The organism is Klebsiella ornithinolytica (assembly GCF_030505655.1).
In the GTDB taxonomy this organism is placed as follows: Bacteria; Pseudomonadota; Gammaproteobacteria; order Enterobacterales; family Enterobacteriaceae; genus Klebsiella; species Klebsiella ornithinolytica.
On record NZ_CP130153.1, the window covers coordinates 324661 to 351315 of the forward strand.

Below are 26655 nucleotides of genomic sequence, written 5' to 3' on the forward strand. Positions count from 1 at the left end.
GAGCCTCAGGTACGTTGAGCGTCGATAAACGCGGCCAGGGTGGCAACGGAGAAGAAATGCTGGCGCATCTCGTCGCTTTCGGCGGAGAGCACCACGCCGTAGCGGTTTTTTACCGCCAGCCCCAGCTCCAGGGCGTCGATGGAATCCAGACCCAGGCCATCGCCAAAGAGTGCCGCATCGGTGTCAATGTCGTCAGCCGACAGTTCTTCCAGATTCAACGTAGTAATTATGAGATTTTTAATTTCAAGATAGAGCGCTTGCATCATTAATTCCTGAAGTAGGCGTAGTACCTGATTGTAATTGAAGCAAAAGATGCCGATTTAGCTGCCGTGCCGCCAGCGATGGCGTCTGTGAGCTGGCATCGAAAAACTGGTTGATACGTATCCGCTCCCGCACCTCAATCGTAAACAGAGGTTTGGTGGGCGGCGCATCGTACCATTTGCACTGCTTGCCAAGCATGTGCTCGCTGCAGCGGATTGTCACGACCCGTAAATCGCTGGCGCAGCGCACGGCAATATTGGCCGCGCCGCGCTGTAACGTCATCTGTTCACCGGGGCGCGTCCGCGTGCCTTCGGGGAAAATCAAAATGGTATCCCCCTGCTGAAGGCGGCTCAGACTGGCGGGCAGCAGCGAATCCGCCTGGTCATTAAGCAGATAATCCGCTGCGCGAATCACGCCGCTGACGAACGGGTTCTTCAGCAGGCTGCTTTTTACCATGCAGTCGGTTTCCGGCATGATCGAAGCCAGCATCACGTAGTCGATCAGGCTGGGATGGTTGGCCACCACCAGACAGCCTCGCTCCTGGCGTAGAATATCACCGCCTTCAATGCGGTAATCCAGCACGCCGACGGCTCTGACCACCGCCAAAAAGAGGCGGAAACTGGCGGCAATGCTGCGCCGCGCCAGGCGACGGCGACGGGGTTTGTTCCTGATAACGATCAGCAGCAGGTTGAACCAGATGAGGGACAGCAGCAGTCCACCAAGACCGAACAAGGCGAAACAGACGCCGGTCATGGCTCCCCGCCAGACCCGGTTCAGACGTGCCAGGATAGGGTTCATGCGCGGCTCCATTGCCACTGCACGCGCTCGCCGGGCAGGGTAAAGGTGGGGCTGTCCTGCAAATAGTGTTGTAAAAATAACAGGCTTTGCGGTAGCGCGGTCTCTGCGGACGTTTCGCCGCGACGGGTGACACAGCGCAGCGCCGTCCCGGCTTCAATCACCAGCGCCAGCGCATAGGGCCAGGTCGGCATTTCTGGCGATAGCTGCGGATGATAAAACTCGGGCAGGTAGCCGTCGAAATCCACCATTAATACCCGCTGATAACCTGCCTGCAGCAGGCACATGACTTCGCATAGCCCTTGCTGGAAGGTATCCCGCCCGGCCGACAGAGAGGAGGAAACGATCGGCCGCTGTGCGGCAATCGTCAGATTGCCCACCGCCGAATTATGGACGGAGAGGGCAAAGTCGGTCGGGGAGATGGCCTGCTGCGTCGCCAGGGCGTGGAGAATACGATAATTGCGTTCAAGTTCGCCGTGGCGACTGGTGTACAGTATGGCGTCGATTTGATGACGGCGCAGCATTGCCAGCCCGCACTCAACGGCGAGTTTACTGCCGGAGCTAAGACGTCTGGCGGTCATCATCGGTAATTCGGTTAATTTTGCCTGCGGGGCTGAGGGATCGAAGGCGTGCGGATGCCGTGACCATTGCTGCCACTGTGTCGCTTCGCTCATTCCCGGGGCTCTGCCCTGCCAGTCAACTATGTTTAGTGCAAATTTCATCAACGCGTATCCGCGATAAATCGGTGATCTTAGTGCCATTTTTAACGGCACTTTTTATTTTTGTTGTGGCACGCGTATACAGTATGGCTAACGCCTGGACCAACGATGTATTACCGGCCTGGATTGTTTACCGTTCCGCTTTTGGCCGACCGGATATCCGGCCTCAGAATGAGACTGAGGACATATCGGCAAGCGTATTCACCGTATGGCAATTTATGCGGCGAAGTCAGGGCGTATTTTCGATATTTTCACATGCCAGCGCAATTTATTATGGTAACTATTCGCGCCTGAGAGAGATATTCTGTTATTCCATCAACAGGTCTGTGACCTGACTCTGACATTTCCGCCACATATTCTACCGGGTGGCAAACGAATACATAGGATAATGCCGAAACCGGTCTCGCATCAGAATAGTCTCTGATCCTGTTCCTCTTCAGGAGTCAGCATTTGCGCGCTGACTCCTGAATCAATGATGGGCTGAGATGACGTGGACAATCACAGGCTCGAACCAGCGGCTAAATTTACCTGAATATCTTTATCCAGATTGTGGACCCAGCGGTTATAGTTTTTATGGATTTTCCCACCGGAGGCCATCATATTGCTGCTGCTGACGTAGTGAATAGAATAACCGCTGGCGGAGTAATTAATACGGACCTCAACGACATGGTCGCGAGCCTGCTGACGCGCGGCGATCGCGCCAGGCGCGGTTTGCGACATGATCCACTGGCGCTGCACGCCGGCCCGCAGAATGGCCTGTTTCACCTGATCCTCAGTATGACCGGCGCTCACGGCGGTCTGGATTTGCTCCACCGGCGCGGTGCGCGCACAGCCGGCCAACGCGCCTGCAACCGCAATAGCGGCGAACCACTGCACATACTTTTTCATGAACACTCCCTGTCAAATTACCGGTAATACAATGAAATGGCTGACGTTAAAAATGAATGTCAGTCGCCATATCGTTCCGGATAAATATCCGGTATGGATTTCCGTGTTGTCTTAAGATGAGACGGTTTTCATCATAAAGGATAGCGAGCGAGGCCACCAGCAGTTATGAGTGATAATGAATGGTTTGATGAGGTTGAATTTTAACGGCATGGCGGGAATTCCCGAAGCTTATACCCTTGACATTATTATTCGCCAGACCGTTAATTCGCGGGGGATATTCAGGTATATCGCTGACGGTATTTAAATAAATATGTCGTAGATTGCCAGTGGCATGTGTGTTGGCGACGTCCGTTCACTCCGCTGACCGGGTTATCGGTGTTCCCGGGCGAGTTTTGCTCCTCACCCGACGCCGCCTTCGGCTATTCACATTTGCTCCTGACGAATGGGGCTCTCTTGCCGGCCTGTTCCGGCTAGCGACAAAAACATTCATCCCGTGGCGGAGCGAAAATGACCGTCAGTTATCCTCTGGCAGCACTTGCTGGCAGACGCTGTACTCGATGCTGAGATTGACCGTGCGGCCCGTCGAGCGCGAATTTCTGCGCCGCGGGCTGCTTTTGAGCAGACGACGTGGTAATAGTGAAACATTGTTGTAAAAGTCTGGTGGACCCAATGCCCGAACCCGTTGACGAACCGGCGCTCAATGGAGTGCGCCTTAATCTGCGGATTGTCTCCGTGGTGATGTTTAATTTTGCCAGCTACCTGACAATTGGCCTGCCGTTGGCCGTTCTGCCGGGCTATGTCCATGATGTGATGGGATTTAGCGCGTTCTGGACCGGCCTGGTCATTAGCCTGCAATATTTTGCCACTCTCCTCAGCCGCCCTCATGCCGGACGCTACGCCGATCTCCTTGGGCCGAAAAAGATCGTGATCTTCGGGCTGTGCGGCTGTTTTCTCAGCGGTTTGAGCTATCTGCTGGCGGCCGTCGGCAGCGGCTGGCCGATCCTTAGCCTGGCTCTGCTGTGCCTCGGCCGGGTGATTCTCGGTATCGGGCAAAGCTTTGCCGGTACTGGTTCAACGCTATGGGGAGTGGGGGTGGTGGGCTCGCTGCATATCGGGCGGGTGATTTCGTGGAACGGAATCGTGACTTACGGGGCGATGGCGATGGGGGCGCCGCTCGGCGTGCTCTGTTACTCCCTTGTCGGGCTGCCGGGGCTGGCGTGGGCGATTATGGCCGTGGCGCTGGTCGCTATTCTGTGCGCGCTGCCGAGGGCGGCGGTCAGAGCGACGAAGGGCAAAGCGATGACGTTTCGCGCCGTGCTGGGCCGGGTCTGGCCGTATGGGATGGCGCTGGCATTGGCTTCCGCCGGGTTTGGCACGATCGCGACGTTTATTACCCTGTTTTACGACGCCAAAGGCTGGGACGGCGCGGCGTTTGCGCTGACGCTATTTAGCTGCGCGTTTGTTGGCACGCGTCTGCTGTTCCCCAATGGCATTAATCGTCTGGGGGGACTGAACGTCGCGATGCTGTGCTTTAGTGTTGAGATTGTCGGACTTCTGCTGGTGGGGTTGGCTGAGACTTCAACGATCGCCAAAGTCGGGACCTTCTTTGCTGGCGCCGGTTTTTCACTGGTCTTCCCTGCGCTGGGGGTGGTGGCGGTGAAGGCGGTGCCGCAGCAGAATCAGGGCTCGGCGCTGGCGACCTATACGGTATTTATGGATCTGTCTTTAGGCATTACCGGGCCGCTGGCCGGGCTGCTGATGGCATGGGCCGGGATTTCCACCATTTATCTGGCGGCGGCGGGGCTGGTGGCGGTGGCGCTGTTGCTGAGCTGGCGGTTAAAAAAACGGCCCCCGGCGGTGTCACCGGAGGCCGCTACGTCAGGCCAGTAGTTACTGGATGACGAGGGTATTGATGATGTTTTCAGCTGCGCTTTGCGCCTGCTGCTGATTGTCTGCCGGCAGCGTGATCTGCAGGGTCAGCAGCTTATCGTCAACCTTGCCGAGAATGACGGAAGACCAGGCGGTCTGGCCTTTGGCGGAGATGATGCTGTCCAGCTGCTGCAGCGTGTGGCCTTTGATATCAATCGATTTATTGGTGACAACCTGCAGCTGTGGATCGCGGCTGCGCTGCTGATCTTCCAGGCGTTGAGCCAGCACGCTCAATTCTTCATTGGTGCTGTCACCAACAATCACGATCACCGCTTTCTGTCCGGTGGCGTCAGAATAGACGTGCATGTTATTGGCCTGGGTACCCAGCTTGCCGCTCTGATCGGTCATTCCTGCTGGCAGGGAAAAACTCAGCTTGCCATCCAGCAGGCTGATATTTTGTCCGCTGGCATTGCTTTCCGCAGCAGCCCCGGCAGTCGGCGTTTTTGTGTCGCTGTTATCACAGGCCGCAAGCCCCATAACCAGCAGGCCAATACCGACATATTTAACCAAATTGCGCATTGACATCTTCCTTTCGATAAACGGCCATTAACGGCTCATTCGCTTATCTTATCACATCAACCTGCGAGTACTCTTAACCTGGCTGCAATGCGGATAAATCAGATTTATCTGCCAGTTTTTTCAGCAGCATATTCAACAACATGCCATACATCGGCAGGAAGAAAACAATGCTAATCAGTACCTTGAAGCTGTAGTCGACAATCGCGATTTCTCCCCAGTTCGCCGCCATAAACGGGTCCGGACTACGCCAGAAAGCGATGAAGAAAAAGGCCAGGGTATCGCTGACGTTGCCGAACAGGGTCGAGGCGGTCGGCGCCAGCCACCAGCGGCGGTTTTGACGCAGGCGGTTAAAGACGTGGACATCGAGGATCTGGCCCAGCGCGTAGGCCATGAAACTGGCGGCGGCGATACGGGCGACGAACAGGTTAAAGTGGGTCAGCGCGGCAAAGCCTTGCCATTCGCCCATATAAAACAGGGACGAGATGCCATAGGAGATCAGCAGCGCCGGGACCATCACCGCCAGGATAATGCGTCGTGCCAGCGGCGCGCCGAAAATCCGCACCGTCAGATCGGTGGCGAGGAAGATAAACGGAAAGCTGAACGCGCCCCAGGTGGTATGAAAACCAAAAATGGAGATCGGGAGCTGCACCAGATAGTTGCTGGAGGTGATAACCAGCAAATGAAAAAGAGAAAGCCAGACCAGCGCTTTTTGACGCTGTGACGTTGTAAATGGACTCATATTGTGACCTTTTTAGTGATTGGGGTGAGGGAACCCAATAAATCAATACTCGTGCCGTGTTTTGCCAACCCACGAGTACCAGTTTGAAGCGGCAGAATGATACTGCGTTGAGCGGGTATTGCAATGGTTGTTTTTCGCGCAAACGTTAACCTGACTTGCGTAGCGGAAAAGTGGGGGTAAACTAGGGCCGTTTTGTTGATGTGAGATGAAAATGACCGAACTTTTCTCCAGCCCTGACCACACTCTGGATGCTCAGGGCCTGCGTTGCCCGGAGCCGGTAATGATGGTGCGTAAGACCGTACGTACAATGCCGGTGGGCGAAACGCTGCTGATTATCGCCGACGATCCGGCGACAACCCGTGATATTCCGGGTTTTTGCCGCTTTATGGAGCATGAGCTGCTGGCGCAAGAAACCGCGGCGCTGCCCTATCGCTATCTGATTCGTAAAAGCCATTAAGCACGGGTTTGCGTGCCTCTCCCGGAGGCGGGGCAATGCCCCTGTCCGGGCTACAAAATCCAAAGACCGCACGCTCCCGTAGCCCCGGTAAGCAGCGCGCCACCGGGGGTAAACGGTGCGATTGCCGCAGGCCGTCTTCCCGGAGGCGGGGCTATAAAGTCCAAAAACCGCACGCTTCCGTAGCCCCGGTAAGCAGCGCGCCACCGGGGGTAAACGGTGCGATTGCTGCAGACCGTCTTCCCGGAAGTGGAGCTACCAAATCCAAATATCGCACGCTTCCGTAGCCCCGGTAAGCAACACGCCACCGGGGTCTTTCCGCTTACTTCTTACGTAACAGTCGCAGGGCGTTAGCGGTCACCAGCACCGTTGCCCCCGTATCGGCCAGCACCGCCAGCCACAGCCCGGTCAGTCCGAGCAGCGTAGTGATAAGAAAAATTCCCTTTAAGCCAAGCGCAATCGCAATGTTCTGCCGAATATTGGCGTGGGTGGCGCGGGCCAGGGAAATCATCTGTGCCAGACCGGTTAAGCGGTTATGCGTCAGGGCGGCATCGGCGGTTTCCAGCGCCACGTCGGTTCCGCTGCCCATGGCGATACCAATGGTGGCGGCCTTCATTGCCGGCGCGTCATTAATCCCGTCACCGACCATCGCCAGCGGCGCAGCGGCATTGAGCGCCGTGACCGCCTCCACTTTATCGGCCGGCAGCAGCCCGGCACGGAATTCCAGCCCCAGTTCCCCGGCAATGGCGGCAGCCGCCCGCGGGTTATCGCCGGTCAGAATTACGCCCTGCACCCCCAGACGATGCAGATCGTCGACCGCCTGACGGGCGTCGTCTCGCAGCGTATCCTGCAGCGCCAGAATGCCGAGCAGAGACTGTTCGCGCAATACCAGCACAACCGTCTGACCCGCGCTCTCCAGCTGCTGAATCTGCGCCTCATGCTCTGCGGCGGCGTCGTTGCCTGCCGCGCAAATCAGTATCTGACGACCGTCGACCTCGGCTTCAATGCCCGAACCCGCCAGTGCGCGCTGACCGCGGGCAGACGGAATCGTCAGCTGGCGCTGCTGGGCTTCGCGCACGATGGCCTGCGCCAGCGGGTGGCTGGAGCCTTGTTCCACTGCCGCCGCCAGCGCCAGCAGGTCATTTTCATCCACGTCATTCAGGGCGATGGCGGCGGTGACGCGCGGTTGGCCGACGGTTAGCGTCCCGGTCTTATCAAAAGCCACCTGACGTATGCGACCCAGTTGCTCAAGCGCTGCGCCGCCTTTAATCAGGGCACCGCGACGCGACGCCACCGCCAGCCCGGAAGTAATGGCCGCCGGAGTGGAAATGACCAGCGCACAAGGACAGCCGATCAGCAGCAGCGTCAGACCTTTGTAGATCCACGGTAGCCAGGCGGCGGCAAAGAACAGCGGCGGTACGATGGCGACCAGCAGGGCGACGACCATAATGGCCGGTGTGTAAATCCGGCTGAAACGATCGATAAAGCGTTCAATCGGCGCCCGACGTTCCTCCGCTTCTTCAATCAGCTTCAGAATGCGGTCAATGGCGCTGTCGCCCGGCTCAGAAATCACCGTCAGTTGCACCAGGCGGTCGACGCTGGTGGCGCCTGCCGCCACGCGTTCTCCGGAGCGGCGCTCGACCGGCACCGACTCACCGGTTAAGGCACTTTCATCGAAGCTGGCGAACGGCGTGCGCAGCTGACCATCGGCGGGCAGGCGACCACCTGCTGCGACTTCAATTACGTCTCCAGGGCGGAGATCGCGCTGGGCGACGGTTTCCCGCACGCCGTCACGCAGGCGAGTGGCGGTATCGGGTTTTAACGCCATCAGCGCGCTTACCCCCTGGCGGGCACGGCTGGCCGCCCAGCCTTCAAGGCGCTCGCCAACCATAAACAGCAGCAGCACCATCGCGGCTTCGGCCGTTGCGCCGATAAACAGTGCCCCGATGGCGGCGACGCTCATCAGTGTTTCAATGGCAAACCAGCTACCGCTGCGGATCAGGCGCAAAGCCTGACGAGCGACGGGCCACAGACCCACAAGCGTGGTGGCAATGAATGCCAGCTCGCCGAAGGGGTGGTTGAGCTGCTCCAGACCCCAGCTCAGCGCCATCAGTAGTACCAGCGTTATCAGCGGCAGGTTCTCGCGCAGAGGTGAGGTTTCCGGCGGCGGGGCGCTTTCATCGCGCAGCGTATAGCCCGCGGCACGTACCGCGCTTTCGACGGCAGTGCGAATATCGGCATCGGCGTTGACCAGCAGTTTTTCGGTGGCAAACAGAACCTGCACCTGGTTGACGCCGGGTACCTGGCGCACCGCCGTTTCGACTTTACGGGCGCAGGCGGCGCAGTCCATGCCTTCAACCAGCCAGCGATAGCGCGCCTCGTTTAACCCCTCGCTGTCGGCGGCGTTATCGGCGGCACAGCCAGATTCCGTGCAGCAGCTGTCAGCCTGGGCGACAACCGGCTTTAATTTGAATGACGAGAACTGTGGGACTTTTTTATCCTGCGTTTCTGGAGTCGACATGGGACCCTCCCGGTAATGATAATTTTCTCATTACCAGAAGGATACACTCTGGAGTCGACTCCAGAGTCAAGCGCAAAATTACAGATACAGCGCGCGGACGATCAGAAAGTGGCCGGCAAAGTAGAAGGCGGCGGCGATGGCGTTATCGGCGCGGAAGCGACGGCGATAGTGGCTGATCAGCCAGACAATATTACTCAACAGCAGGAATGTCGCACCGGCGAAGCCTGAGAATGCGGTATCCGTCGGGCGGAAGAACCACAGCTCACCGGCCAGCCAGACCATCACCAGGGTCATGCCGATAAAGGTGAAAACCGGCATGCGCAGATCTTCCAGCCGGCTCCAGATGACCGCAAGCAGCAGCGCGCCGATAACCAGCAGCACCAGCGGCAGCGGCCAGAAAAACGACATCGTCATCTGGCTGGCAAACCAGATCGTGTACAGCAGATGCGACAGGAAAAAGGCCCCCACCGCATACATCACCCGCTGGCGCGGCAGCAGCGTTAATGCATCGCCCAGCAGCGAAGCGCACAGCCCGGCGAGTACCAGGTAGCTGATAGCGTTGAACATTGGCGCCTGCCAGGCCAGCAGCAGCAGCAGGATCAGCGTGACGGGTTTAAAAACCCAGCGCTGCCACGTGGGGCCGCGATAGGACGCATCGACGAAAAGCCATGCGGAGAAACAGACAGCAATAAACGACCAAAGCATAGTAAGTCCTTGTATCTGTTATTATTAAGTGAGTGGTGTATTGGCAGTACTGAAACTTAGTGTAGTGGTTCGGGCGGGCAGATGACAACGTTAATCAAGGCGCGGTATGCTTATTCCTGAGAATTCTTATGGGTGAGATGAATGAGCAAGGTTCCCCTGTTTTTTATTATCGTCGTCGCCATTATTGTGGTGGCCGCATCGGTCCGCTATGTACAGCAACGACGGGAAAATATGGCTAACGACGCCGCGCCGCTGCTACAAAAGCGGGTGGTGGTGAGTAACAAACGGGAGAAGGTGATCAACGATCGCCGGTCGCGCCAGCAAACCGTAGCCCCCGCCGGCAGCGATATGCGCTATGACGTGAGCTTCAGGCCGGAAACCGGTGGCCTGGAAGTCAGTTTTCGGCTTGAGGCGGCGCAATATCATGCGCTCAGCGTCGGTGACCGGGGAACGCTGAGCTACAAAGGCTCAAGGTTTGTCGCGTTTACGCCAGAACCTTGAGCCCACGAGGTTACTTCTTACGCAGCGTGGCCTTGAGTTTTTTCTGCCAGGCCACCAGTTCAAACACGCCAAAGATAAAAATACGGACCTGTTCAAAACGGCCCAGCGGCGGGGCATCTTTCGGCTGAGTGGCCTTCAGCAGCGTCAGCTGCAGACCGTGCATCAGGATCATAAAGATCAGAGCAACGTTAACGAAGATGTTCAGCGGCTTCGGGAAAGGCTGAAACAGGTTTAATAATAAAAATGCCCAGACGCACAGCATCAACACGCGGCCAAAATTAATCAGCATGATTTTCTCCTTTTGCCTCACGTTGATAGAGACGGTAGGCGACCTGTCCGGCCACTTTCTCACGATACAGATGCCAGCATGCCGGCACCGGCGGTAAGCCATTTTCGACTTCGCTCTCAACGTAGATGAGCGCTTCATCGGCGAGCCAGCCGTTATTTTCCAGCAGACGCAGCGTCTCTTCCAGCAGACCTTTGCGGAAAGGCGGATCGACAAACACGATATGGTGCGGCGTGCCTGGCTGATTAAGGTAGCTGAGCGTATTGGTATTGACCACCTTGCCATGGCTGGCTTTCAGGGTCGCCAGGTTTTTTTGCAACTGTTGAGCGACGCCGCGCTCCATTTCCAGCAGCGTGGTGCTGCCCGCATAGCGCGACAGCGCTTCCAGCCCGAGGGCGCCGCTGCCGGCAAAGCAATCGAGGCAGTGCGCATCGACCATGACAGGCGCCAGCCAGTTAAAAAGGGTTTCACGGACCCGGTCGGTAGTCGGGCGCAGGCCCGGGCTCTCGGGCACCGGTAATTTCCGCCCCCGCCATTGCCCACCAATAATACGGATCTGGCCGCTGCCCGTGTGGTTTGGTTTCTTCATCTCGTTGCTCAGGTCTCCACTTTCAGCCCGCTATTCTAGCGATCGAACGCGGATGACGAAACCTTAATCCGGGGGCGGTGATGCGAGTTAAGTTAAGTGATAGACTATCCGACTAATTTCATCATTTTTCAGCTTCCGCTATTGTTATGCCGAAGCTGTGCCATGAATAAACAGCGGGAGTGTCGTCGCAAATGGCAAAAGAGAAAAAACGTGGCTTCTTTTCCTGGCTGGGCTTTGGACAAAAAGAACAGGCGCAGGAAACCGAGACCGAACAGAAAGTAGAAGGGCAAACCGACGTTGCCGAACAGCATTCGGCTACAGCGTTGCCTGCTGAGACGGTGGCGGCACCAGAAGCGGATACGGTAAGCGCTTCTACGGTGGAGAAAGAGGACGCGGAAGCTTTTGCGGCCGATGTCGTTGAGGTGACTGAACAGGTTGTTGAGAGCGAATTACCGCACTCTGAGCCGGTGACGCCTGCGGTTGAAGCCCCGGCCGAAGTCGAAGCGATCCCTCAGCCGCACGCTGCTATTGACGAAGCGCCAGCCGCCAGTACGTGGGTCGAAGAGGCTGCCGTTGAACAGGTTGTGGCTGAGACCGCTGCTGAAGAGACGGTTGCTGAAAAGCTGCCGGCGGAAGACCTCGCTGCTCCGGAGTCGCTGGTCGAAGATGCGATCGCTCAGCCGGTTGTCGCGGAAGCGGTAGCAGGGCAGACGCCGGAAGCGGTGACGGATGAGCCGCAAGTCGCTGCCGTGGACGACGCGGTGAGTGATGAGCCGCGCGGTGAGGAGCAGCCTGAATCTGCTCTGTCTGATGAAGAGCTTGAAGCTCTGGCGCTCTCCACTCAACCTATTGATGATAAAGAGGTTGTTGAAGCGGAAGAACAGAGTCAGCCGGATGATTCCGCTCAGCAGGAGCAGGAAAAACCGACGAAAGAGGGCTTTTTCGCCCGTCTGAAACGCAGCCTGATTAAAACCAAACAGAACCTCGGTTCCGGATTTATCAGTCTGTTCCGCGGCAAAAAAATCGACGATGATCTGTTTGAAGAGCTGGAAGAGCAGCTGCTGATTGCTGACGTCGGCGTGGAAACGACCCGTAAGATCATTACCAATCTTACCGAAGGCGCCAGCCGTAAGCAGCTACGTGATGCGGAAGCGCTGTATGGCCTGCTGAAAGAAGAGATGGGCGATATCCTTGCGAAAGTGGATGAGCCGCTGAATGTTGAAGGGAAAACGCCATTTGTTATTCTGATGGTGGGCGTGAACGGCGTGGGTAAAACCACCACTATCGGTAAGCTGGCGCGTCAGTTCGAACAGCAGGGTAAATCGGTGATGCTGGCGGCCGGGGACACCTTCCGTGCCGCGGCGGTAGAACAGCTGCAGGTCTGGGGTCAGCGCAACAACATTCCGGTGATTGCTCAGCATACCGGCGCGGACTCGGCATCAGTGATCTTCGATGCTATTCAGGCCGCGAAGGCGCGAAATGTTGACGTGCTGATCGCCGATACCGCGGGTCGTCTGCAGAATAAATCGCACCTGATGGAAGAGCTGAAGAAAATTGTCCGGGTGATGAAAAAACTGGATGAAGATGCGCCGCATGAGGTCATGCTGACCATCGATGCCAGCACCGGGCAAAACGCGATTAGCCAGGCCAAACTGTTCCATGAAGCCGTTGGCTTGACCGGCATCACGTTGACTAAGCTGGACGGTACCGCGAAAGGTGGGGTTATCTTCTCGGTCGCCGACCAGTTCGGTATTCCGATTCGCTACATTGGCGTCGGTGAACGTATTGAGGATCTGCGTCCGTTTAATGCGGGCGACTTTATTGAGGCACTTTTTGCCCGAGAGGATTAATCATGATTCGCTTTGAACAAGTCAGCAAAGCCTATCTCGGTGGGAGACAAGCGCTGCAGGGGGTGAATTTCCACCTGCAGTCGGGCGAGATGGCATTTCTGACCGGCCACTCCGGCGCGGGGAAAAGTACCCTGCTTAAGCTTATCTGCGGTATTGAACGGCCGAGCGCCGGGAAAATCTTATTCGGCGGCCACGATATTAGCCGCCTGAAAAGCCGTGAGGTGCCGTTTTTGCGCCGTCAGATCGGCATGATTTTCCAGGACCACCACCTGCTGATGGACCGTACGGTGTTTGATAATGTCGCTATTCCGCTGATTATTGCCGGCGCCAGCGGCGATGATATTCGTCGCCGTGTGTCGGCGGCGCTGGACAAGGTCGGGCTGCTGGACAAAGCGAAAAACCTCCCTATTCAACTCTCCGGCGGCGAACAGCAGCGCGTGGGGATTGCCCGCGCGGTGGTCAATAAGCCTGCGGTGTTGTTGGCGGATGAACCTACCGGTAACCTCGACGAGGCGCTCTCGGAAGGGATTTTACGCCTGTTTGAGGAGTTTAACCGCGTAGGCGTAACGGTTCTGATGGCGACGCACGACCTGGGGCTGATTTCCAGCCGCTCGTATCGCATGCTGACCCTGAGCGACGGTCATATGCATGGAGGCCATTGGGGTGAATAAGCGCGACGCAATAAACCAGATTCGCCAGTTCGGTAGCAGGCTCGATCGCCTCCGCAATGGCGCAGGCGCGGGCGGCGGCGGTGGGCGTAATGCGCCGAAGCGGCCAAAAGCAGCGCCGGGCCCGGCTTCCCGTAAGAGCAACGTCTTTAACGAACAGGTTCGCTATGCCTGGCATGGCGCGGTCCAGGATTTAAAAAGTACGCCGCTGGCTACCTTCCTGACCATTATGGTTATCGCCATTTCGCTGACGCTGCCAAGCGTGTGCTACATGGTGTACAAGAACGTCAACAGCGCGGCGGCGCAGTACTACCCGTCGCCGCAGATCACCGTTTATCTTGAGAAAACGCTGGACGATGACGCGGCGGCGCGAGTGGTTGGCCAGCTCCAGGCAGAACAAGGCGTAGAGAAGGTGAACTATCTGTCGCGGGATGAAGCGCTTGGCGAGTTCCGCAACTGGTCTGGCTTTGGTGGCGCGCTGGATATGCTGGAAGAGAACCCCCTTCCGGCCGTCGCGATTGTCGTGCCGAAGCTGGATTTCCAGAGCACCAATGCGCTGAATACGCTGCGCGATCGCGTGACGCACATTCAGGGCGTGGACGAAGTGCGTATGGATGACAGCTGGTTTGCCCGCCTCTCCTCGTTGACCGGGCTGGTGGGCCGGGTGTCGGCGCTGATTGGCGTGCTGATGGTGGCGGCTGTGTTCCTCGTTATCGGCAACAGCGTACGCCTGAGCATTTTTGCTCGTCGCGATACCATTAACGTGCAAAAACTGATTGGCGCGACCGACGGCTTCATCCTGCGTCCGTTCCTGTATGGCGGTGCGCTGCTGGGCTTCTGCGGTGCCTTTTTGTCGCTGATTTTGTCGGAAATTATGGTGATGCGCCTGTCGTCCGCGGTGACGGAAGTCGCGCAGGTGTTTGGAACTAAGTTTGAACTCAGCGGGTTAGGCTTCGACGAGTGTCTGCTGATGCTGATTGTCTGCTCGATGATTGGCTGGGTGGCGGCCTGGCTGGCTACCGTGCAACATTTACGTCACTTTACCCCCGATTAAAAAAAGTCTGATATAATCTTTCCCTGCACTGATGAATGTCTCTCTGCAGGGAAAGAGTCCCTGTTGTCTCTTCCCTACGTTTCATTTCCATGTCACATTTTGTGCGTAATCTATTCACATCGTTGCATGGAACTTGTGGATAAAATCACTGTCTGATACTAATGTGGGTGATATTCTCGTTGCTCATAAACGCTGGCATGTTTGTTGCTCATCTCATGGGAACCATCACGTCAGACGATATCGATTGAGAGGATTTGAATGACCAAAGATATGCAAACTTTAGCTTTAGCCCCCGTTGGTAACCTGGAATCGTATATCCGGGCTGCGAACAGCTGGCCGATGTTATCGGCTGATGAAGAGCGGGAGCTTGCTGAAAAGCTGCATTACCAGGGCGATCTGGAAGCAGCGAAAAGGCTGATCCTGTCTCACCTGCGCTTTGTTGTTCATATTGCTCGTAATTACTCGGGCTATGGCCTGCCGCAGGCGGATCTGATTCAGGAAGGCAACATTGGCCTGATGAAAGCCGTGCGTCGTTTCAACCCGGAAGTGGGCGTGCGTCTGGTTTCCTTCGCCGTACACTGGATTAAGGCTGAAATTCACGAATACGTTCTGCGTAACTGGCGTATTGTGAAAGTCGCGACCACCAAAGCGCAGCGTAAGCTGTTCTTTAACCTGCGTAAAACTAAGCAGCGTCTGGGCTGGTTTAACCAGGATGAAGTCGAGATGGTGGCCCGTGAGCTGGGCGTGTCGAGCAAAGACGTACGTGAAATGGAATCCCGTATGGCGGCGCAGGACATGACCTTCGACATGTCGTCGGACGACGAGTCCGATAGCCAGCCGATGGCACCGGTGCTCTACCTGCAGGATAAAACGTCTAACTTTGCCGATGGCATTGAAGATGATAACTGGGAAGAGCAGGCGGCCAACAAGCTGACCGACGCGATGCAAGGTCTGGACGAGCGTAGCCAGGACATTATCCGCGCCCGCTGGCTGGACGAAGACAATAAGTCGACGCTGCAGGAACTGGCGGATCGCTATGGCGTGTCGGCTGAGCGCGTGCGCCAGCTGGAAAAGAACGCGATGAAGAAACTGCGTACTGCCATCGAAGCATAACGCAACAGCGTACATACTCGCCTCTGTGCAGGCACCCGATAACGCCCCACATTACGTTGGGGCGTTTTGTTTTTCTGCGTCTGCTTTTTCGGCCAGCACCTGCGGGCATAGCGTCTGCAGACATGCCAGCAGGATACGGAAGGCCGGCTCCATTTGCGCTTCTGCCAGGCTGGCAAAGCCCATCAATAGCCCCTTCTTACGTTCTTCCGTCAGATAGTAGCGCGAGAGCGGACGCACCAGAATATTGTGGGCATTGGCCTGTCTGGCGATCGCGACATCGTCCGCGTCGTCTGGCAAGTTGAGGATCAGATGCAGACCGGCGTTATCGCTGAAATCTGACAGCGCCTGCGGGCTGCAATAGCGCTGAATCAGCTCGGTCAGGCAGGCGCGACGGCGGCTGTACAGCAGGCGCATTCGTCGGATATGGGCGGAGTAATGGCCCGCGTTAATGAATTCCGCCAGCGCCATCTGAATCAGCGAGTGGCCGCCGCGATAGAGTTCGGCATGGGCGCTTTTCAGATCGCCAATCAGCGGACGCGGCAGCACGACATACCCCAACCGCAGCCCCGGGTAGAGAGTCTTACTGAATGTTCCGATATAGACGACCGGCGCGTCGGCAATCAGTCCCTGCAGCGCCGGAATCGGCTGGCCGGAAAAGCGAAATTCGCTGTCGTAATCATCCTCGACGATCCAGCTGCCGTGCTGGCGCGCCAGAGCCAACAGGCGCTGACGGCGCTCCAGGCTCATCACCGCCCCCAGCGGATACTGATGCGATGGGGTGACAAAAATCAGGTGCGGCGCCGCCTCAACTGTCTCCGGCGGGCACAGGCCGTTGGCATCGACGGTAATGGGATTGACCCGCACATCATTCATCGCCAGCACGTGACGGATCCCCCAGTAGGAGGGCTCCTCGACCCACGCCAGATCGCCACTATCGCAGAGCATACGCGTCACCAGATCGATTGCCTGATGGATCCCTTCCGTAATAAGAATTTGATCTGCCTGGCAGTGAACGCCTCGGGACACGCGCAGGTAATCCACTAACGCCTGCTGCAGTTCCGGCGTACCGCCGTTACAGCTGTAGCTCAGTCGCTCGGGTTTCGGGCGGCGGCTGATACGGGCCTGAATCTTGCCAAATAGCGGGTGGGGGAAAGCATTGACGTCCGGTACGCCAGGGATAAACGCTCCCCACTGGCGCGGGCTGGCGCTGACGTGGCTGAGCAGCTGTTGCCCGCGGCGCGACAAAAAGGGGGTTGCCGTCAAGTCGCTGCTGTTTTCGGCGATGCTGCCAGTAGAAAGAGAAATATCCGGCCCGGTTTTCGCGACGAATGTGCCGCTTCCGCGGCGGGAAACCACATATCCTTCCGCCTGCAATTGTTCATAAGTTGTTAATATGGTGTTTCTTGAAACGCCGAGCTCCCCGGCCAGATCTCGCGAGGGGGGCAGGCGGCTATGGGGCGCTAAAGAACCGTCCAGAATCGAGCGACGAACCGCATTGTATAAGCGTTTATGCAGCAGCGGGTCTGTCTCCTCCTGCAATCTGACCAGCACAAGGTCACCGACGAGTGAGCGCAATTGGATCCCTCAGATAATCTAAATTGGTACTCGATTATAGGGCCAACTCCTGTGTAAATAAACGACATAGTTTCGAGATTGTTGCGATAACGTGACACACATGACAGGAGATTCGAGGGTGAAAAGTTCAGAACTGAATCAACGTCGCCAGCAGGCGACGCCGCGCGGCGTAGGCGTAATGTGCAATTACTTTGTTGAGAAGGCGGAGAATGCCACGCTGTGGGATGTGGAAGGTAACGAGGTGATTGATTTTGCTGCGGGAATCGCCGTGCTCAATACCGGCCATCGCCACCCGAAAATTGTTGCCGCCGTCGCGCAGCAGCTGGAGGCCTTTACCCATACGGCGTATCAGATTGTCCCTTACGAAAGCTATGTTTCGCTGGCGGAGCGCATTAACGCGCTGGCGCCGGTCGATGGCCCGGCCAAAACCGCTTTCTTCACCACCGGTGCGGAAGCCGTGGAAAATGCGGTGAAGATTGCCCGCGCTTATACCGGCCGTCCGGGACTGATTACTTTTGGCGGCGGCTTTCACGGGCGTACCTTTATGACCATGGCGCTGACCGGTAAAGTCGCGCCTTACAAAATCGGTTTTGGACCGTTCCCTGGTTCGGTTTATCACGGGGTATACCCGAATGCTGCCCACGGCATCACCACCGATGAGGCGATGAAAAGCCTTGAGCGTATCTTTAAAGCCGATATTGCCCCGGACCAGGTGGCGGCAATTATCCTCGAGCCGATTCAGGGCGAAGGCGGTTTTAACGTCGCGCCAGCGGAGTTTATGCAGGCGCTGCGTACGCTGTGCGATACCCACGGCATCCTGCTGATTGCCGATGAAGTGCAGACCGGTTTTGCCCGCACCGGCAAGCTGTTTGCTATGCAGCATTACGATGTGAAGCCGGACCTGATGACGATGGCGAAAAGCCTTGCCGGCGGTTTCCCGCTGTCAGGCGTAGTGGGGCGCGCCGAGGTGATGGATGCGCCGGCGCCGGGCGGACTGGGCGGCACCTATGCCGGTAACCCGCTGGCGGTCGCCGCGGCTCATGCGGTCCTTGACGTCATTGAAGAAGAGCAGCTGTGTCAACGTGCGGAACAGCTTGGCAGCCACCTGAAAGAGGTGCTGAATCAGGCGCGCGAGTATTGTCCGGCGATTGTTGATGTTCGCGGCCAGGGCTCAATGGTTGCCGTGGAATTTAACGATCCGCAGACCGGCGCGCCGTCACCGGAGTTCACCCGCCACATTCAGCAAAAGGCTCAGGAAAATGGTCTGCTGCTGCTGAGCTGCGGCGTCTATGGCAACGTTATCCGTTTCCTGTATCCGTTAACTATCCCCGATGCGCAGTTTACAAAAGCGCTGGATATTCTGGCGCGCGTCCTGAAGGGATGATGTGCCCGACTCCTGTGCGGCGGCAGGGAAGCCAGATAAAACAGGATGCCGCACACGAGTTTTCATACTCAGCGTGAGTGGTTTATCACCCTGATATCACCTTTTTTTCGGCGGCGCCTGTCGCCGGAATAAAACGGAAAATATTATGTCTGAACATTCCACCTTTTCCTCGGTTCTCACGAGCCGGGAGCGTACCGCTGTACCTGCAAAATCCCTTAGCTTCGTGGAAGGGGTCTCGATGATCGTCGGCACCAATATCGGTGCCGGGGTTCTGTCTATCGCCTATGCGTCCAGCAAGGCCGGCTTTTTACCGCTGTTGTTCTGGCTGGTGGTGGTCGGCAGCCTGACGACGGTCACCATGCTGTATGTCGCAGAATCGACGCTGCGCACCCGTAAGCATTTACAGCTGAGCGGGCTGTCGCATCGCTATGTCGGGCGCTTCGGGGCGCTGATGATGTTCCTGTCGGTTTGCGTGAACAGCATCGGCGCGCTGACGGCCTATATGACCGGAAGCGGTAAGCTGCTGCATTCGCTGTTCGGTATCTCTCCGGCGCTGGGGAGCGCGCTCTTTTTTATCCCGGCGGCAGGCGTGCTTTATCTCGGGCTGAAGGCCATCGGGCGAGGTGAAAAATTCATCAGTATCGGCATGGTGGTCATGATCGCCGTGCTGGTGGCGGCGACGCTGCTCAAAGAGACGACCCAGGTCCGCTATCTGCTCGACGGCAACTGGCTGTATATGGTGCCGGTGTTCAACGTGGTCGCATTCTGTTTCTCGGCGCAGTATATCGTTCCGGAAATGGCCCGCGGGTTTGCGGATAAGCCGGAGAAATTGCCGAAAGCCATTATGGTGGGAATGGGGCTGACTTTCTGCCTGCTGGCGCTGGTCCCGCTGTCGGTGATCGCCCTGAGCGGGCTGGATAATATTTCCGACGTGGCGACGATCTCCTGGGGCAGGGCGCTCGGTGAGTGGGCCTTTTTCTCCGCTAACCTGTTTGCCCTGTGTGCGATGCTGACTTCTTACTGGGGTCTGGGGGGAAGTTTCCTGACGAATATTTTCGATCAGTTCCGCCTCGGCAACGATGAGCAACCGCGCAAGCGCCTGATGGTGCTGACTATCGTGGCCATCCCGCCATTTATTCTGGCATACAGCGGCATGGTGTCGTTTGTGAATGCACTCTATTTTGCCGGCGTCTTTAGCGGCGTGATTTTATCCATCATGCCGATTCTGATGCTCAAAGGCGCCCGGCAGCGCGGTGATATCACGCCAGGCTGGAGCTGTCCGCCGCTGATAACCCATCCGCTGATCCAGACCTTCATTGTGTTGCTTTACCTGTGTAGCGCCGTTTACGCGATAGCTTCCGCATTGGGCTACCTGCCCGCCGGTTGGTAATCTGGCGCCTGACTCCACCGCGTCCGGTTCATCCTGACGCGGTTTTTTATTTGTCACTTATCTGTTACATAACCCGCAATTTTGTCATTTCAAATTCTCCTGAATGGCGGTATGTTTAGCATAGTGTGCTGCAAAAGCGCAGGCGGCAGACCTAAAAGTAGATGTCATATGCTTTATTTATGACTTAAATTAGAATAATGCGCTAACAAACAACATCACAACAAATGCAAAAAACCATAATAATGGGGAGCCTCAGGATGAACATGAAGGGTAAAGCGCTACTGGCAGGATGTATCGCCTTAATTATGAGCAATGCCGCGCTGGCGGAAGATATCAAAATTGCCGTGGTTGGCGCGATGTCTGGCCCGGTGGCACAGTACGGTGACCAGGAGTTTACCGGTGCTGAGCAGGCGGTTGCCGATATTAACGCGAAGGGTGGGATCAAAGGCAATAAGCTGCAGATCGTGAAATATGATGATGCCTGCGACCCGAAACAGGCGGTGGCCGTCGCCAACAAGGTGGTTAACGATGGCATTAAGTACGTTATCGGCCATTTGTGCTCGTCCTCTACCCAGCCGGCGTCCGATATCTATGAAGACGAAGGCATTCTGATGATCACCCCGGCTGCGACAGCGCCGGAGCTGACCGCCCGCGGCTATAAAATGATTCTGCGTACCACCGGTCTCGATTCTGACCAGGGGCCGACGGCGGCGAAATACATTATTGAGAAGGTTAAACCTCAGCGCATCGCTATCGTGCATGACAAACAGCAATATGGTGAAGGTCTGGCGCGTGCGGTGCAGGATGGTCTGAAGAAGGGCGGCGCTAACGTGGTGTTCTTTGACGGCATCACCGCCGGGGAGAAAGATTTCTCTACCCTGGTTGCGCGCCTGAAGAAAGAAAACATCGACTTCGTCTATTACGGCGGCTACCACCCGGAAATGGGGCAGATTCTGCGTCAGTCCCGCGCGGCAGGTCTGAAAACGCAGTTTATGGGACCGGAGGGCGTCGCCAACGTCTCCCTGTCTAACATTGCCGGTCAGTCTGCGGAAGGCATGCTGGTCACGAAACCGAAGAACTATGACCAGGTCCCGGCGAACAAACCGATTGTTGACGCGATCAAAGCGAAGAAACAGGATCCGAGCGGCGCCTTCGTCTGGACAACCTACGCGGCAATTCAGTCGCTGCAGGCGGGCCTGAATCAGTCCGAAGACCCGGCGGCGATCGCGAAATACCTGAAGGCCAACTCTGTCGATACCGTTATGGGGCCGCTCTCCTGGGATCAGAAAGGCGACCTGAAAGGCTTCGAGTTCGGCGTGTTTACCTGGCATGCCGATGGCACGGCGACCGACGCCAAATAATTTAACCTTCGCCTTTCACGCTACAGGTGCGTTGGCTACGCTCCTCAACCCCGGTCGCTTACTCATGTAAGCTCCCGGGGATTTCACAGCTTGCCGCCTGCCTGTAGCGCGAAATTCTCGGTTAAATCAATGGCCGCTTTGTTGCCATGAAACGCGGGGATTCCCGGTTAAATCAATGGCCGCTTAGTTGCCATGAAAAACGGAGATCCCCGGTTAAATCAATGGCCGCTTAGTTGCCATGAAACGCGGGGATTCCCGGTTAAATCAATGGCCGCTTTGTTGCCATGAAACGCGGGGATTCCCGGTTAAATCAATGGCTGCTTTGTTGCCATGAAACGCGGGGATTCCCGGTTAAATCAATGGCTGCTTTGTTGCCATGAAAAACGGAGATTCCCGGTTAAATCAATGACCGCTTTGTTTTTAATGCTTTTCCCAACCGCCGTCCCGGGCGCTGAAGCCTAGCGCTTGCATAAACGCTGACATGACGCGGTGGTCTTCAATTCCGGTATCGGCCATCCGCCAGCGACCGATTTCTGGATTTCTTTGCAGCACTTCTTCCACCAGATACTGCCCGACGCCGCGCCGACGAGTGACTTCGCGTACGCACAGCGCGCTGAGCTCGCCTTCATTGCCACGTAGCGTGACGCGCACGGCACCCAGCAGACGCTCGTTAAAGCGGGCGGCGTAAATTCGGTGACGATCGTCCAGAGGGATATCGTCGGGATCCTGCGACGGCCAGATTTTCCCTAAGTCAATGCGATCCTGATCGCTGAAAAGTGGTAATCGAATAATGGTCAGTTTCATGCGCGACAAGTCCAGTCAAAACGGATGGGGCAGTGTACCCAAATTTGCTGTCGGAAGGGGCGCTGTTTTTTATCCATTCATTAGGGGATTCGTTCTTCTGGCGAGTGCAGATTAGAGCAATCCGTCATGGATCGAAAAATAAGCAGAATTTTAACCTAATGTGCAGCGTTTTATTCCGCCTTATGTATCGTTATTTTATGCTGTGAAGAGGACTTTTTTTTGTTTATCTTCGCTTTAATACAGAATATTATCTTTGCTTAATCGCCTGAAAAATAGAGATTTTAATCTCAATTCAGGCAAAAAACATCGCTAAACCATTAAAGATAATGGTAAAAGTAGCGTTGTTTAATAAAAGCACAGAATGCTTTTTAACCATAAAAATACAAAATATTTACACCACATCACGAACGGGGTTCTGAAGCATGAAAAGGAACGCAAAAACCATTATTGCGGGATTCGTTGCACTGACGATGTCTCACGCGGTCATGGCTAAGGATATTAAAGTTGCCGTGGTCGGTGCGATGTCCGGCCCGGTAGCTCAGTGGGGCGACATGGAGTTCAACGGCGCGCGGCAGGCCATTAAAGACATTAACGCGCAGGGCGGAATTAAAGGCGATAAGCTGGTTGGCGTTGAGTTCGACGATGCCTGCGACCCGAAACAGGCCGTGGCGGTAGCGAACAAAATTGTTAATGAAGGCATCAAGTACGTTATCGGCCATCTGTGTTCCTCTTCTACCCAGCCGGCGTCCGATATCTATGAAGATGAAGGTATTCTGATGATTTCTCCGGGCGCGACGAACCCGGAACTGACCCAACGCGGCTATCAGTACATCATGCGTACCGCTGGCCTGGACTCCGCACAAGGGCCGACCGCCGCCAAATACATCCTGGAAAAAGTGAAACCGCAGCGTATCGCCATCATCCATGACAAACAGCAGTATGGCGAAGGTCTGGCGCGATCCGTACAGGAGAGCCTGAAGAAAGGCAAGGCGAATATCGTCTTCTTTGATGGCATCACCGCCGGAGAGAAAGATTTCTCCGCGCTGCTGGCACGCCTGAAAAAAGAAAATATCGACTTCGTTTATTACGGCGGCTACTACCCTGAAATGGGGCAAATGCTGCGTCAGGCTCGCTCCGTGGGGCTGAAAACCGTCTTTATGGGACCCGAAGGTGTCGGCAACGCGTCGCTGTCAAATATTGCCGGCGCAGCCGCGGAAGGCATGCTGGTAACAATGCCGAAACGCTATGACCAGGATCCGGCGAACAGCGCTATCGTTGAGGCGCTGAAAACAGAGAAGAAAGATCCGAGCGGTCCGTATGTCTGGATCACCTATGCTGCCGTGCAGTCATTGGCGCAGGCGATGGACAGGAGCAGCAGCCAGGAGCCGCTGGACTTAATCAAAGATCTGAAAGCTCACGGGGCGAAAACCGTGATTGGGCCGCTGAATTGGGACGAAAAAGGCGATTTGAAGGGATTTGAGTTTGGTGTCTTCCAGTGGCATGCGGATGGATCATCCTCTGTCGCAAAATAAGATGCGTTATCCCACCGCCCGTGTGAAGCGGGCGGCATGAAAAAGGTTACCTTATGTCCGAGCAGTTTCTCTACTTTCTGCAGCAGATGTTTAACGGCGTCACGCTGGGCAGTACCTATGCGCTGATCGCCATCGGCTATACGATGGTGTACGGCATTATCGGCATGATTAACTTCGCCCATGGCGAGGTATACATGATTGGCAGCTACGTCTCCTTCATGATCATCGCCGCCCTCATGATGATGGGGATTGATACCAGCTGGCTGCTGGTGGCCGCCGGGTTTATCGGGGCGATTATTATCGCCAGCGCCTACGGCTGGAGCATTGAACGCGTGGCCTACCGACCGGTGCGCAGCTCCAAGCGCCTGATTGCGCTGATTTCCGCCATCGGGATGTCGATCTTCCTGCAAAACTACGTCAGCCTGACGGAAGGTTCGCGCGATATCGCGCTGCCGAGCCTGTTTAACGGCCAGTGGATTATCGGGAGCAGCGAAAACTTCGCCGCCACCGTCACCACGATGCAGCTGGTGATTTGGGTCGTGACTTTTGTTGCGATGCTGGCACTGACGCTGTTTATCCGCTATTCACGCATGGGCCGCGCCTGCCGCGCCTGTGCAGAAGACCTCAAAATGGCGAGCCTGCTCGGTATCAATACCGACCGGGTGATTGCGTTGACGTTTGTTATCGGCGCGGCAATGGCGGCGGTCGCGGGCGTACTGCTGGGCCAGTTCTACGGCGTTATCAACCCGTATATCGGCTTTATGGCCGGGATGAAAGCCTTTACCGCTGCGGTACTGGGCGGCATCGGCAGCATTCCTGGCGCGATGATCGGTGGCCTGATTCTGGGCATCGCCGAAGCGCTCTCGTCTGCCTACCTCAGTACGGAATATAAAGACGTCGTCTCCTTTGCCCTGTTGATTCTGGTGCTGTTGGTGATGCCTACCGGCATTCTGGGTCGTCCGGAGGTCGAGAAAGTATGAAACCGATGCATATTGCTATGTCGCTGCTGTCCGCGGCGATGTTCTTTGTCCTCGCCGGCGTGTTTATGGGTGTGCAGCTGGAGCTGGACGGCACCAAACTGGTGGTGGATACCGCAGCCGATATCCGTTGGCAGTGGATCTTCATCGGCACCGCGGTGGTCTTCTTCTTCCAGCTGATGCGTCCGCTGTTCCAGAAAACCCTGAAAAACGTCTCCGGGCCGAAGTTTATTATGCCGGCCATCGACGGTTCGACGGTCAAGCAGAAGCTGTTCCTGCTCGCACTGCTGGTTATCGCCGTGGCGTGGCCGTTTATGGTGTCGCGCGGGACGGTGGATATCGCCACGCTGACCATGATCTATATCATTCTCGGTCTCGGGCTTAACGTGGTGGTGGGGCTGTCCGGTCTGCTGGTGCTGGGTTATGGCGGCTTCTATGCCATCGGTGCCTACACCTTTGCGCTGCTGAACCACTATTACGGTCTTGGCTTCTGGACCTGTCTGCCGCTGGCAGGGCTGGTATCCGCAGCCGCGGGCTTCCTGCTGGGGTTCCCGGTACTGCGTCTGCGCGGCGACTATCTGGCGATCGTCACGCTTGGCTTCGGCGAAATCGTCCGTATTTTGCTGCTTAATAACACCGAAATCACCGGTGGCCCCAACGGCATCAGCCAGATTCCAAAACCGACGCTGTTTGGCCTTGAGTTTAGCCGCAGCGCCCGCGAAGGCGGCTGGGATACTTTCAGTAACTTCTTTGGCCTGAAGTACGACCCGGGCGATCGGGTGATTTTCCTCTACCTGGTGGCGCTGCTGCTGGTCGTGCTGTCGCTGTTTGTGATCAACCGCCTGCTGCGTATGCCGCTGGGACGCGCATGGGAAGCGTTGCGTGAAGACGAAATTGCCTGCCGCTCGCTGGGCCTTAGCCCTACGCGCATCAAGCTGACCGCCTTTACCATCAGCGCCGCGTTTGCCGGCTTTGCCGGTACGCTCTTCGCCGCGCGCCAGGGCTTTGTCAGTCCGGAATCCTTCACCTTTGCCGAGTCGGCTTTCGTGCTGGCGATTGTGGTTCTGGGTGGAATGGGCTCGCAGTTTGCGGTGATTCTCGCCGCGGTGCTGCTGGTGGTATCGCGCGAGCTGATGCGTGATTTCAACGAATACAGCATGCTGATGCTGGGTGGGTTGATGGTACTGATGATGATCTGGCGTCCGCAGGGTCTGCTGCCGATGACGCGTCCGCAGCTGAAGCTGAAAAAAGGTCAGGCGAAAGGAGAGCAGGCATGAGTCAGCCATTATTATCCGTCAGCGGCCTGATGATGCGCTTTGGCGGCCTGCTGGCGGTCAACAACGTGTCGCTGGAGCTGCACCCACAGGAGATCGTGTCGCTGATCGGTCCTAACGGCGCCGGGAAAACCACGGTCTTCAACTGCCTGACCGGTTTTTATAAGCCGACCGGCGGGACCATCATGTTGCGCGATCAGCACCTGGAAGGGTTGCCGGGTCAGCAAATCGCCCGGATGGGCGTTGTTCGTACCTTCCAGCACGTGCGTCTGTTCCGCGAAATGACGGTGATTGAAAACCTGCTGGTGGCGCAACATCAGCAGCTGAAAACCGGGGTCTTCTCCGGGTTGTTGAAAACCCCGGCCTTTCGTCGCGCGCAGAGCGAAGCCCTGGATCGTGCCGCTACCTGGCTTGAGCGTATCGGCCTGCTGGAACATGCGAACCGTCAGGCGAGCAATCTGGCCTACGGTGACCAGCGGCGTCTGGAGATTGCCCGCTGCATGGTCACCCAGCCGGAAATCCTGATGCTGGATGAACCCGCTGCGGGTCTGAACCCGAAAGAGACCAAAGAGCTGGACGAGCTGATCGCCGAGCTGCGCAGTCATCACAACACCACCATCCTGCTGATTGAGCACGATATGAAGCTGGTGATGGGCATTTCCGATCGTATTTATGTGGTAAACCAGGGCACGCCGCTGGCTAACGGTACGCCGGAAGAGATCCGCAATAACCCGGACGTGATCCGCGCATACCTTGGTGAGGCATAA

Annotated in this window: 26 protein-coding genes; 14 read left to right on the top strand and 12 right to left on the bottom strand. The window is 56.6% G+C overall.

What is annotated here, in order from left to right; all coding sequences use genetic code 11:
• Window positions 1-5: 5 nt before the first annotated feature.
• From Q1L34_RS01470 to Q1L34_RS01485, 4 genes are all read right to left on the bottom strand, one after another.
• Window positions 6-263, bottom strand: coding sequence for a phosphopantetheine-binding protein (locus Q1L34_RS01470; protein ID WP_004868598.1), 258 nt, complete (start codon window positions 261-263; stop codon window positions 6-8).
• A complete protein-coding gene (locus Q1L34_RS01475) occupies window positions 244-1059 on the bottom strand; it encodes a lysophospholipid acyltransferase family protein (protein ID WP_004868595.1) in 816 nt (271 codons plus the stop codon). Before Q1L34_RS01475 ends, Q1L34_RS01470 begins: the two co-directional genes overlap by 20 nt.
• Window positions 1056-1778, bottom strand: a complete 723-nt coding sequence (locus tag Q1L34_RS01480; protein WP_004868593.1) for a beta-ketoacyl synthase chain length factor — start codon at window positions 1776-1778, stop codon at window positions 1056-1058. Before Q1L34_RS01480 ends, Q1L34_RS01475 begins: the two co-directional genes overlap by 4 nt.
• A gap of 495 nt (window positions 1779-2273) precedes the next feature.
• Window positions 2274-2663, bottom strand: coding sequence for a hypothetical protein (locus Q1L34_RS01485; RefSeq protein ID WP_004868592.1), 390 nt, complete (start codon window positions 2661-2663; stop codon window positions 2274-2276).
• A gap of 669 nt (window positions 2664-3332) precedes the next feature.
• Here Q1L34_RS01485 and Q1L34_RS01490 point away from each other — a divergent pair.
• On the top strand, window positions 3333-4553 hold the full coding sequence (locus Q1L34_RS01490) for an MFS transporter (RefSeq protein WP_327204342.1): 1221 nt from the start codon (window positions 3333-3335) through the stop codon (window positions 4551-4553).
• Here Q1L34_RS01490 and Q1L34_RS01495 read toward each other — a convergent pair whose 3' ends face one another.
• Window positions 4554-5111 (bottom strand): DcrB family lipoprotein, encoded by a 558-nt coding sequence (locus tag Q1L34_RS01495; protein ID WP_004868586.1) that lies wholly within the window; start codon window positions 5109-5111, stop codon window positions 4554-4556.
• Window positions 5112-5184: 73 nt separating this feature from the next.
• The gene (locus Q1L34_RS01500; RefSeq protein ID WP_004868583.1) at window positions 5185-5850 is read right to left on the bottom strand and encodes a 7-cyano-7-deazaguanine/7-aminomethyl-7-deazaguanine transporter; all 666 of its coding nucleotides are present in this window, start codon (window positions 5848-5850) and stop codon (window positions 5185-5187) included.
• A 211-nt stretch (window positions 5851-6061) separates the two neighbouring features.
• On the opposite strand from Q1L34_RS01500, the gene tusA reads away from it, so the two are divergent.
• On the top strand, window positions 6062-6307 hold the full coding sequence (tusA, locus tag Q1L34_RS01505; protein WP_004868581.1) for a sulfurtransferase TusA: 246 nt from the start codon (window positions 6062-6064) through the stop codon (window positions 6305-6307).
• A 319-nt stretch (window positions 6308-6626) separates the two neighbouring features.
• On the opposite strand, the gene zntA is transcribed toward tusA, so the two are convergent.
• Window positions 6627-8825 (bottom strand): Zn(II)/Cd(II)/Pb(II) translocating P-type ATPase ZntA, encoded by a 2199-nt coding sequence (zntA, locus tag Q1L34_RS01510; RefSeq protein ID WP_004868578.1) that lies wholly within the window; start codon window positions 8823-8825, stop codon window positions 6627-6629.
• 78 nt (window positions 8826-8903) lie between these two features.
• Complete coding sequence (locus Q1L34_RS01515) at window positions 8904-9530, bottom strand: lysoplasmalogenase (protein WP_004868576.1); 627 nt, start codon at window positions 9528-9530, stop codon at window positions 8904-8906.
• A gap of 141 nt (window positions 9531-9671) precedes the next feature.
• Between Q1L34_RS01515 and Q1L34_RS01520 the strand changes: the two genes are divergently transcribed.
• Window positions 9672-10031, top strand: coding sequence for a DUF2500 domain-containing protein (locus tag Q1L34_RS01520; protein ID WP_088402321.1), 360 nt, complete (start codon window positions 9672-9674; stop codon window positions 10029-10031).
• A 10-nt stretch (window positions 10032-10041) separates the two neighbouring features.
• On the opposite strand, the gene Q1L34_RS01525 is transcribed toward Q1L34_RS01520, so the two are convergent.
• Window positions 10042-10320, bottom strand: coding sequence for a DUF1145 family protein (locus Q1L34_RS01525; protein ID WP_004868571.1), 279 nt, complete (start codon window positions 10318-10320; stop codon window positions 10042-10044).
• The gene (gene rsmD / locus Q1L34_RS01530) at window positions 10310-10906 is read right to left on the bottom strand and encodes a 16S rRNA (guanine(966)-N(2))-methyltransferase (protein ID WP_004868569.1); all 597 of its coding nucleotides are present in this window, start codon (window positions 10904-10906) and stop codon (window positions 10310-10312) included. Before rsmD ends, Q1L34_RS01525 begins: the two co-directional genes overlap by 11 nt.
• 191 nt (window positions 10907-11097) lie before the next feature.
• On the opposite strand from rsmD, the gene ftsY reads away from it, so the two are divergent.
• From ftsY to rpoH, 4 genes are all read left to right on the top strand, one after another.
• On the top strand, window positions 11098-12756 hold the full coding sequence (gene ftsY, locus Q1L34_RS01535) for a signal recognition particle-docking protein FtsY (RefSeq protein WP_044350532.1): 1659 nt from the start codon (window positions 11098-11100) through the stop codon (window positions 12754-12756).
• A gap of 2 nt (window positions 12757-12758) precedes the next feature.
• Window positions 12759-13427, top strand: a complete 669-nt coding sequence (gene ftsE / locus Q1L34_RS01540; protein WP_004868565.1) for a cell division ATP-binding protein FtsE — start codon at window positions 12759-12761, stop codon at window positions 13425-13427.
• Window positions 13420-14478, top strand: a complete 1059-nt coding sequence (ftsX, locus tag Q1L34_RS01545; protein ID WP_004868563.1) for a permease-like cell division protein FtsX — start codon at window positions 13420-13422, stop codon at window positions 14476-14478. The genes ftsE and ftsX overlap by 8 nt, the downstream gene beginning before the upstream one ends.
• A 258-nt stretch (window positions 14479-14736) precedes the next feature.
• Window positions 14737-15591: an RNA polymerase sigma factor RpoH gene (gene rpoH, locus Q1L34_RS01550; protein WP_004868561.1), complete on the top strand. Its 855-nt coding sequence runs from the start codon at window positions 14737-14739 to the stop codon at window positions 15589-15591.
• 51 nt (window positions 15592-15642) lie between these two features.
• Here rpoH and pdxR read toward each other — a convergent pair whose 3' ends face one another.
• A complete protein-coding gene (gene pdxR / locus Q1L34_RS01555; protein ID WP_327204343.1) occupies window positions 15643-17166 on the bottom strand; it encodes a MocR-like pyridoxine biosynthesis transcription factor PdxR in 1524 nt (507 codons plus the stop codon).
• Between the two features lie 118 nt (window positions 17167-17284).
• On the opposite strand from pdxR, the gene Q1L34_RS01560 reads away from it, so the two are divergent.
• From Q1L34_RS01560 to livJ, 3 genes are all read left to right on the top strand, one after another.
• Complete coding sequence (locus tag Q1L34_RS01560) at window positions 17285-18550, top strand: 4-aminobutyrate--2-oxoglutarate transaminase (RefSeq protein ID WP_004868558.1); 1266 nt, start codon at window positions 17285-17287, stop codon at window positions 18548-18550.
• Window positions 18551-18695: 145 nt separating this feature from the next.
• Window positions 18696-19940, top strand: coding sequence for an aromatic amino acid transport family protein (locus Q1L34_RS01565; protein WP_004868557.1), 1245 nt, complete (start codon window positions 18696-18698; stop codon window positions 19938-19940).
• 257 nt (window positions 19941-20197) lie between these two features.
• Window positions 20198-21301 carry a branched chain amino acid ABC transporter substrate-binding protein LivJ gene (livJ, locus tag Q1L34_RS01570; protein ID WP_015585591.1) on the top strand — a complete coding sequence of 368 codons (1104 nt, stop codon included), beginning with the start codon at window positions 20198-20200 and terminating at the stop codon, window positions 21299-21301.
• A gap of 420 nt (window positions 21302-21721) precedes the next feature.
• Here the strand turns inward: livJ and panM are convergent, their stop codons facing one another.
• Window positions 21722-22105 carry an aspartate 1-decarboxylase autocleavage activator PanM gene (panM, locus tag Q1L34_RS01575; RefSeq protein WP_004868553.1) on the bottom strand — a complete coding sequence of 128 codons (384 nt, stop codon included), beginning with the start codon at window positions 22103-22105 and terminating at the stop codon, window positions 21722-21724.
• A 422-nt stretch (window positions 22106-22527) separates the two neighbouring features.
• Between panM and livK the strand changes: the two genes are divergently transcribed.
• Genes livK through livG form a run of 4 tightly spaced genes read left to right on the top strand, consistent with a single transcriptional unit; the run spans window position 22528 to window position 26655 of the window.
• Window positions 22528-23637, top strand: coding sequence for a high-affinity branched-chain amino acid ABC transporter substrate-binding protein LivK (livK, locus tag Q1L34_RS01580; RefSeq protein ID WP_004868551.1), 1110 nt, complete (start codon window positions 22528-22530; stop codon window positions 23635-23637).
• A gap of 53 nt (window positions 23638-23690) precedes the next feature.
• Window positions 23691-24617 carry a high-affinity branched-chain amino acid ABC transporter permease LivH gene (gene livH, locus Q1L34_RS01585; protein WP_004868550.1) on the top strand — a complete coding sequence of 309 codons (927 nt, stop codon included), beginning with the start codon at window positions 23691-23693 and terminating at the stop codon, window positions 24615-24617.
• Complete coding sequence (gene livM / locus Q1L34_RS01590) at window positions 24614-25891, top strand: branched chain amino acid ABC transporter permease LivM (protein ID WP_004868547.1); 1278 nt, start codon at window positions 24614-24616, stop codon at window positions 25889-25891. Before livH ends, livM begins: the two co-directional genes overlap by 4 nt.
• The gene (gene livG / locus Q1L34_RS01595; protein WP_004868546.1) at window positions 25888-26655 is read left to right on the top strand and encodes a high-affinity branched-chain amino acid ABC transporter ATP-binding protein LivG; all 768 of its coding nucleotides are present in this window, start codon (window positions 25888-25890) and stop codon (window positions 26653-26655) included. The genes livM and livG overlap by 4 nt, the downstream gene beginning before the upstream one ends.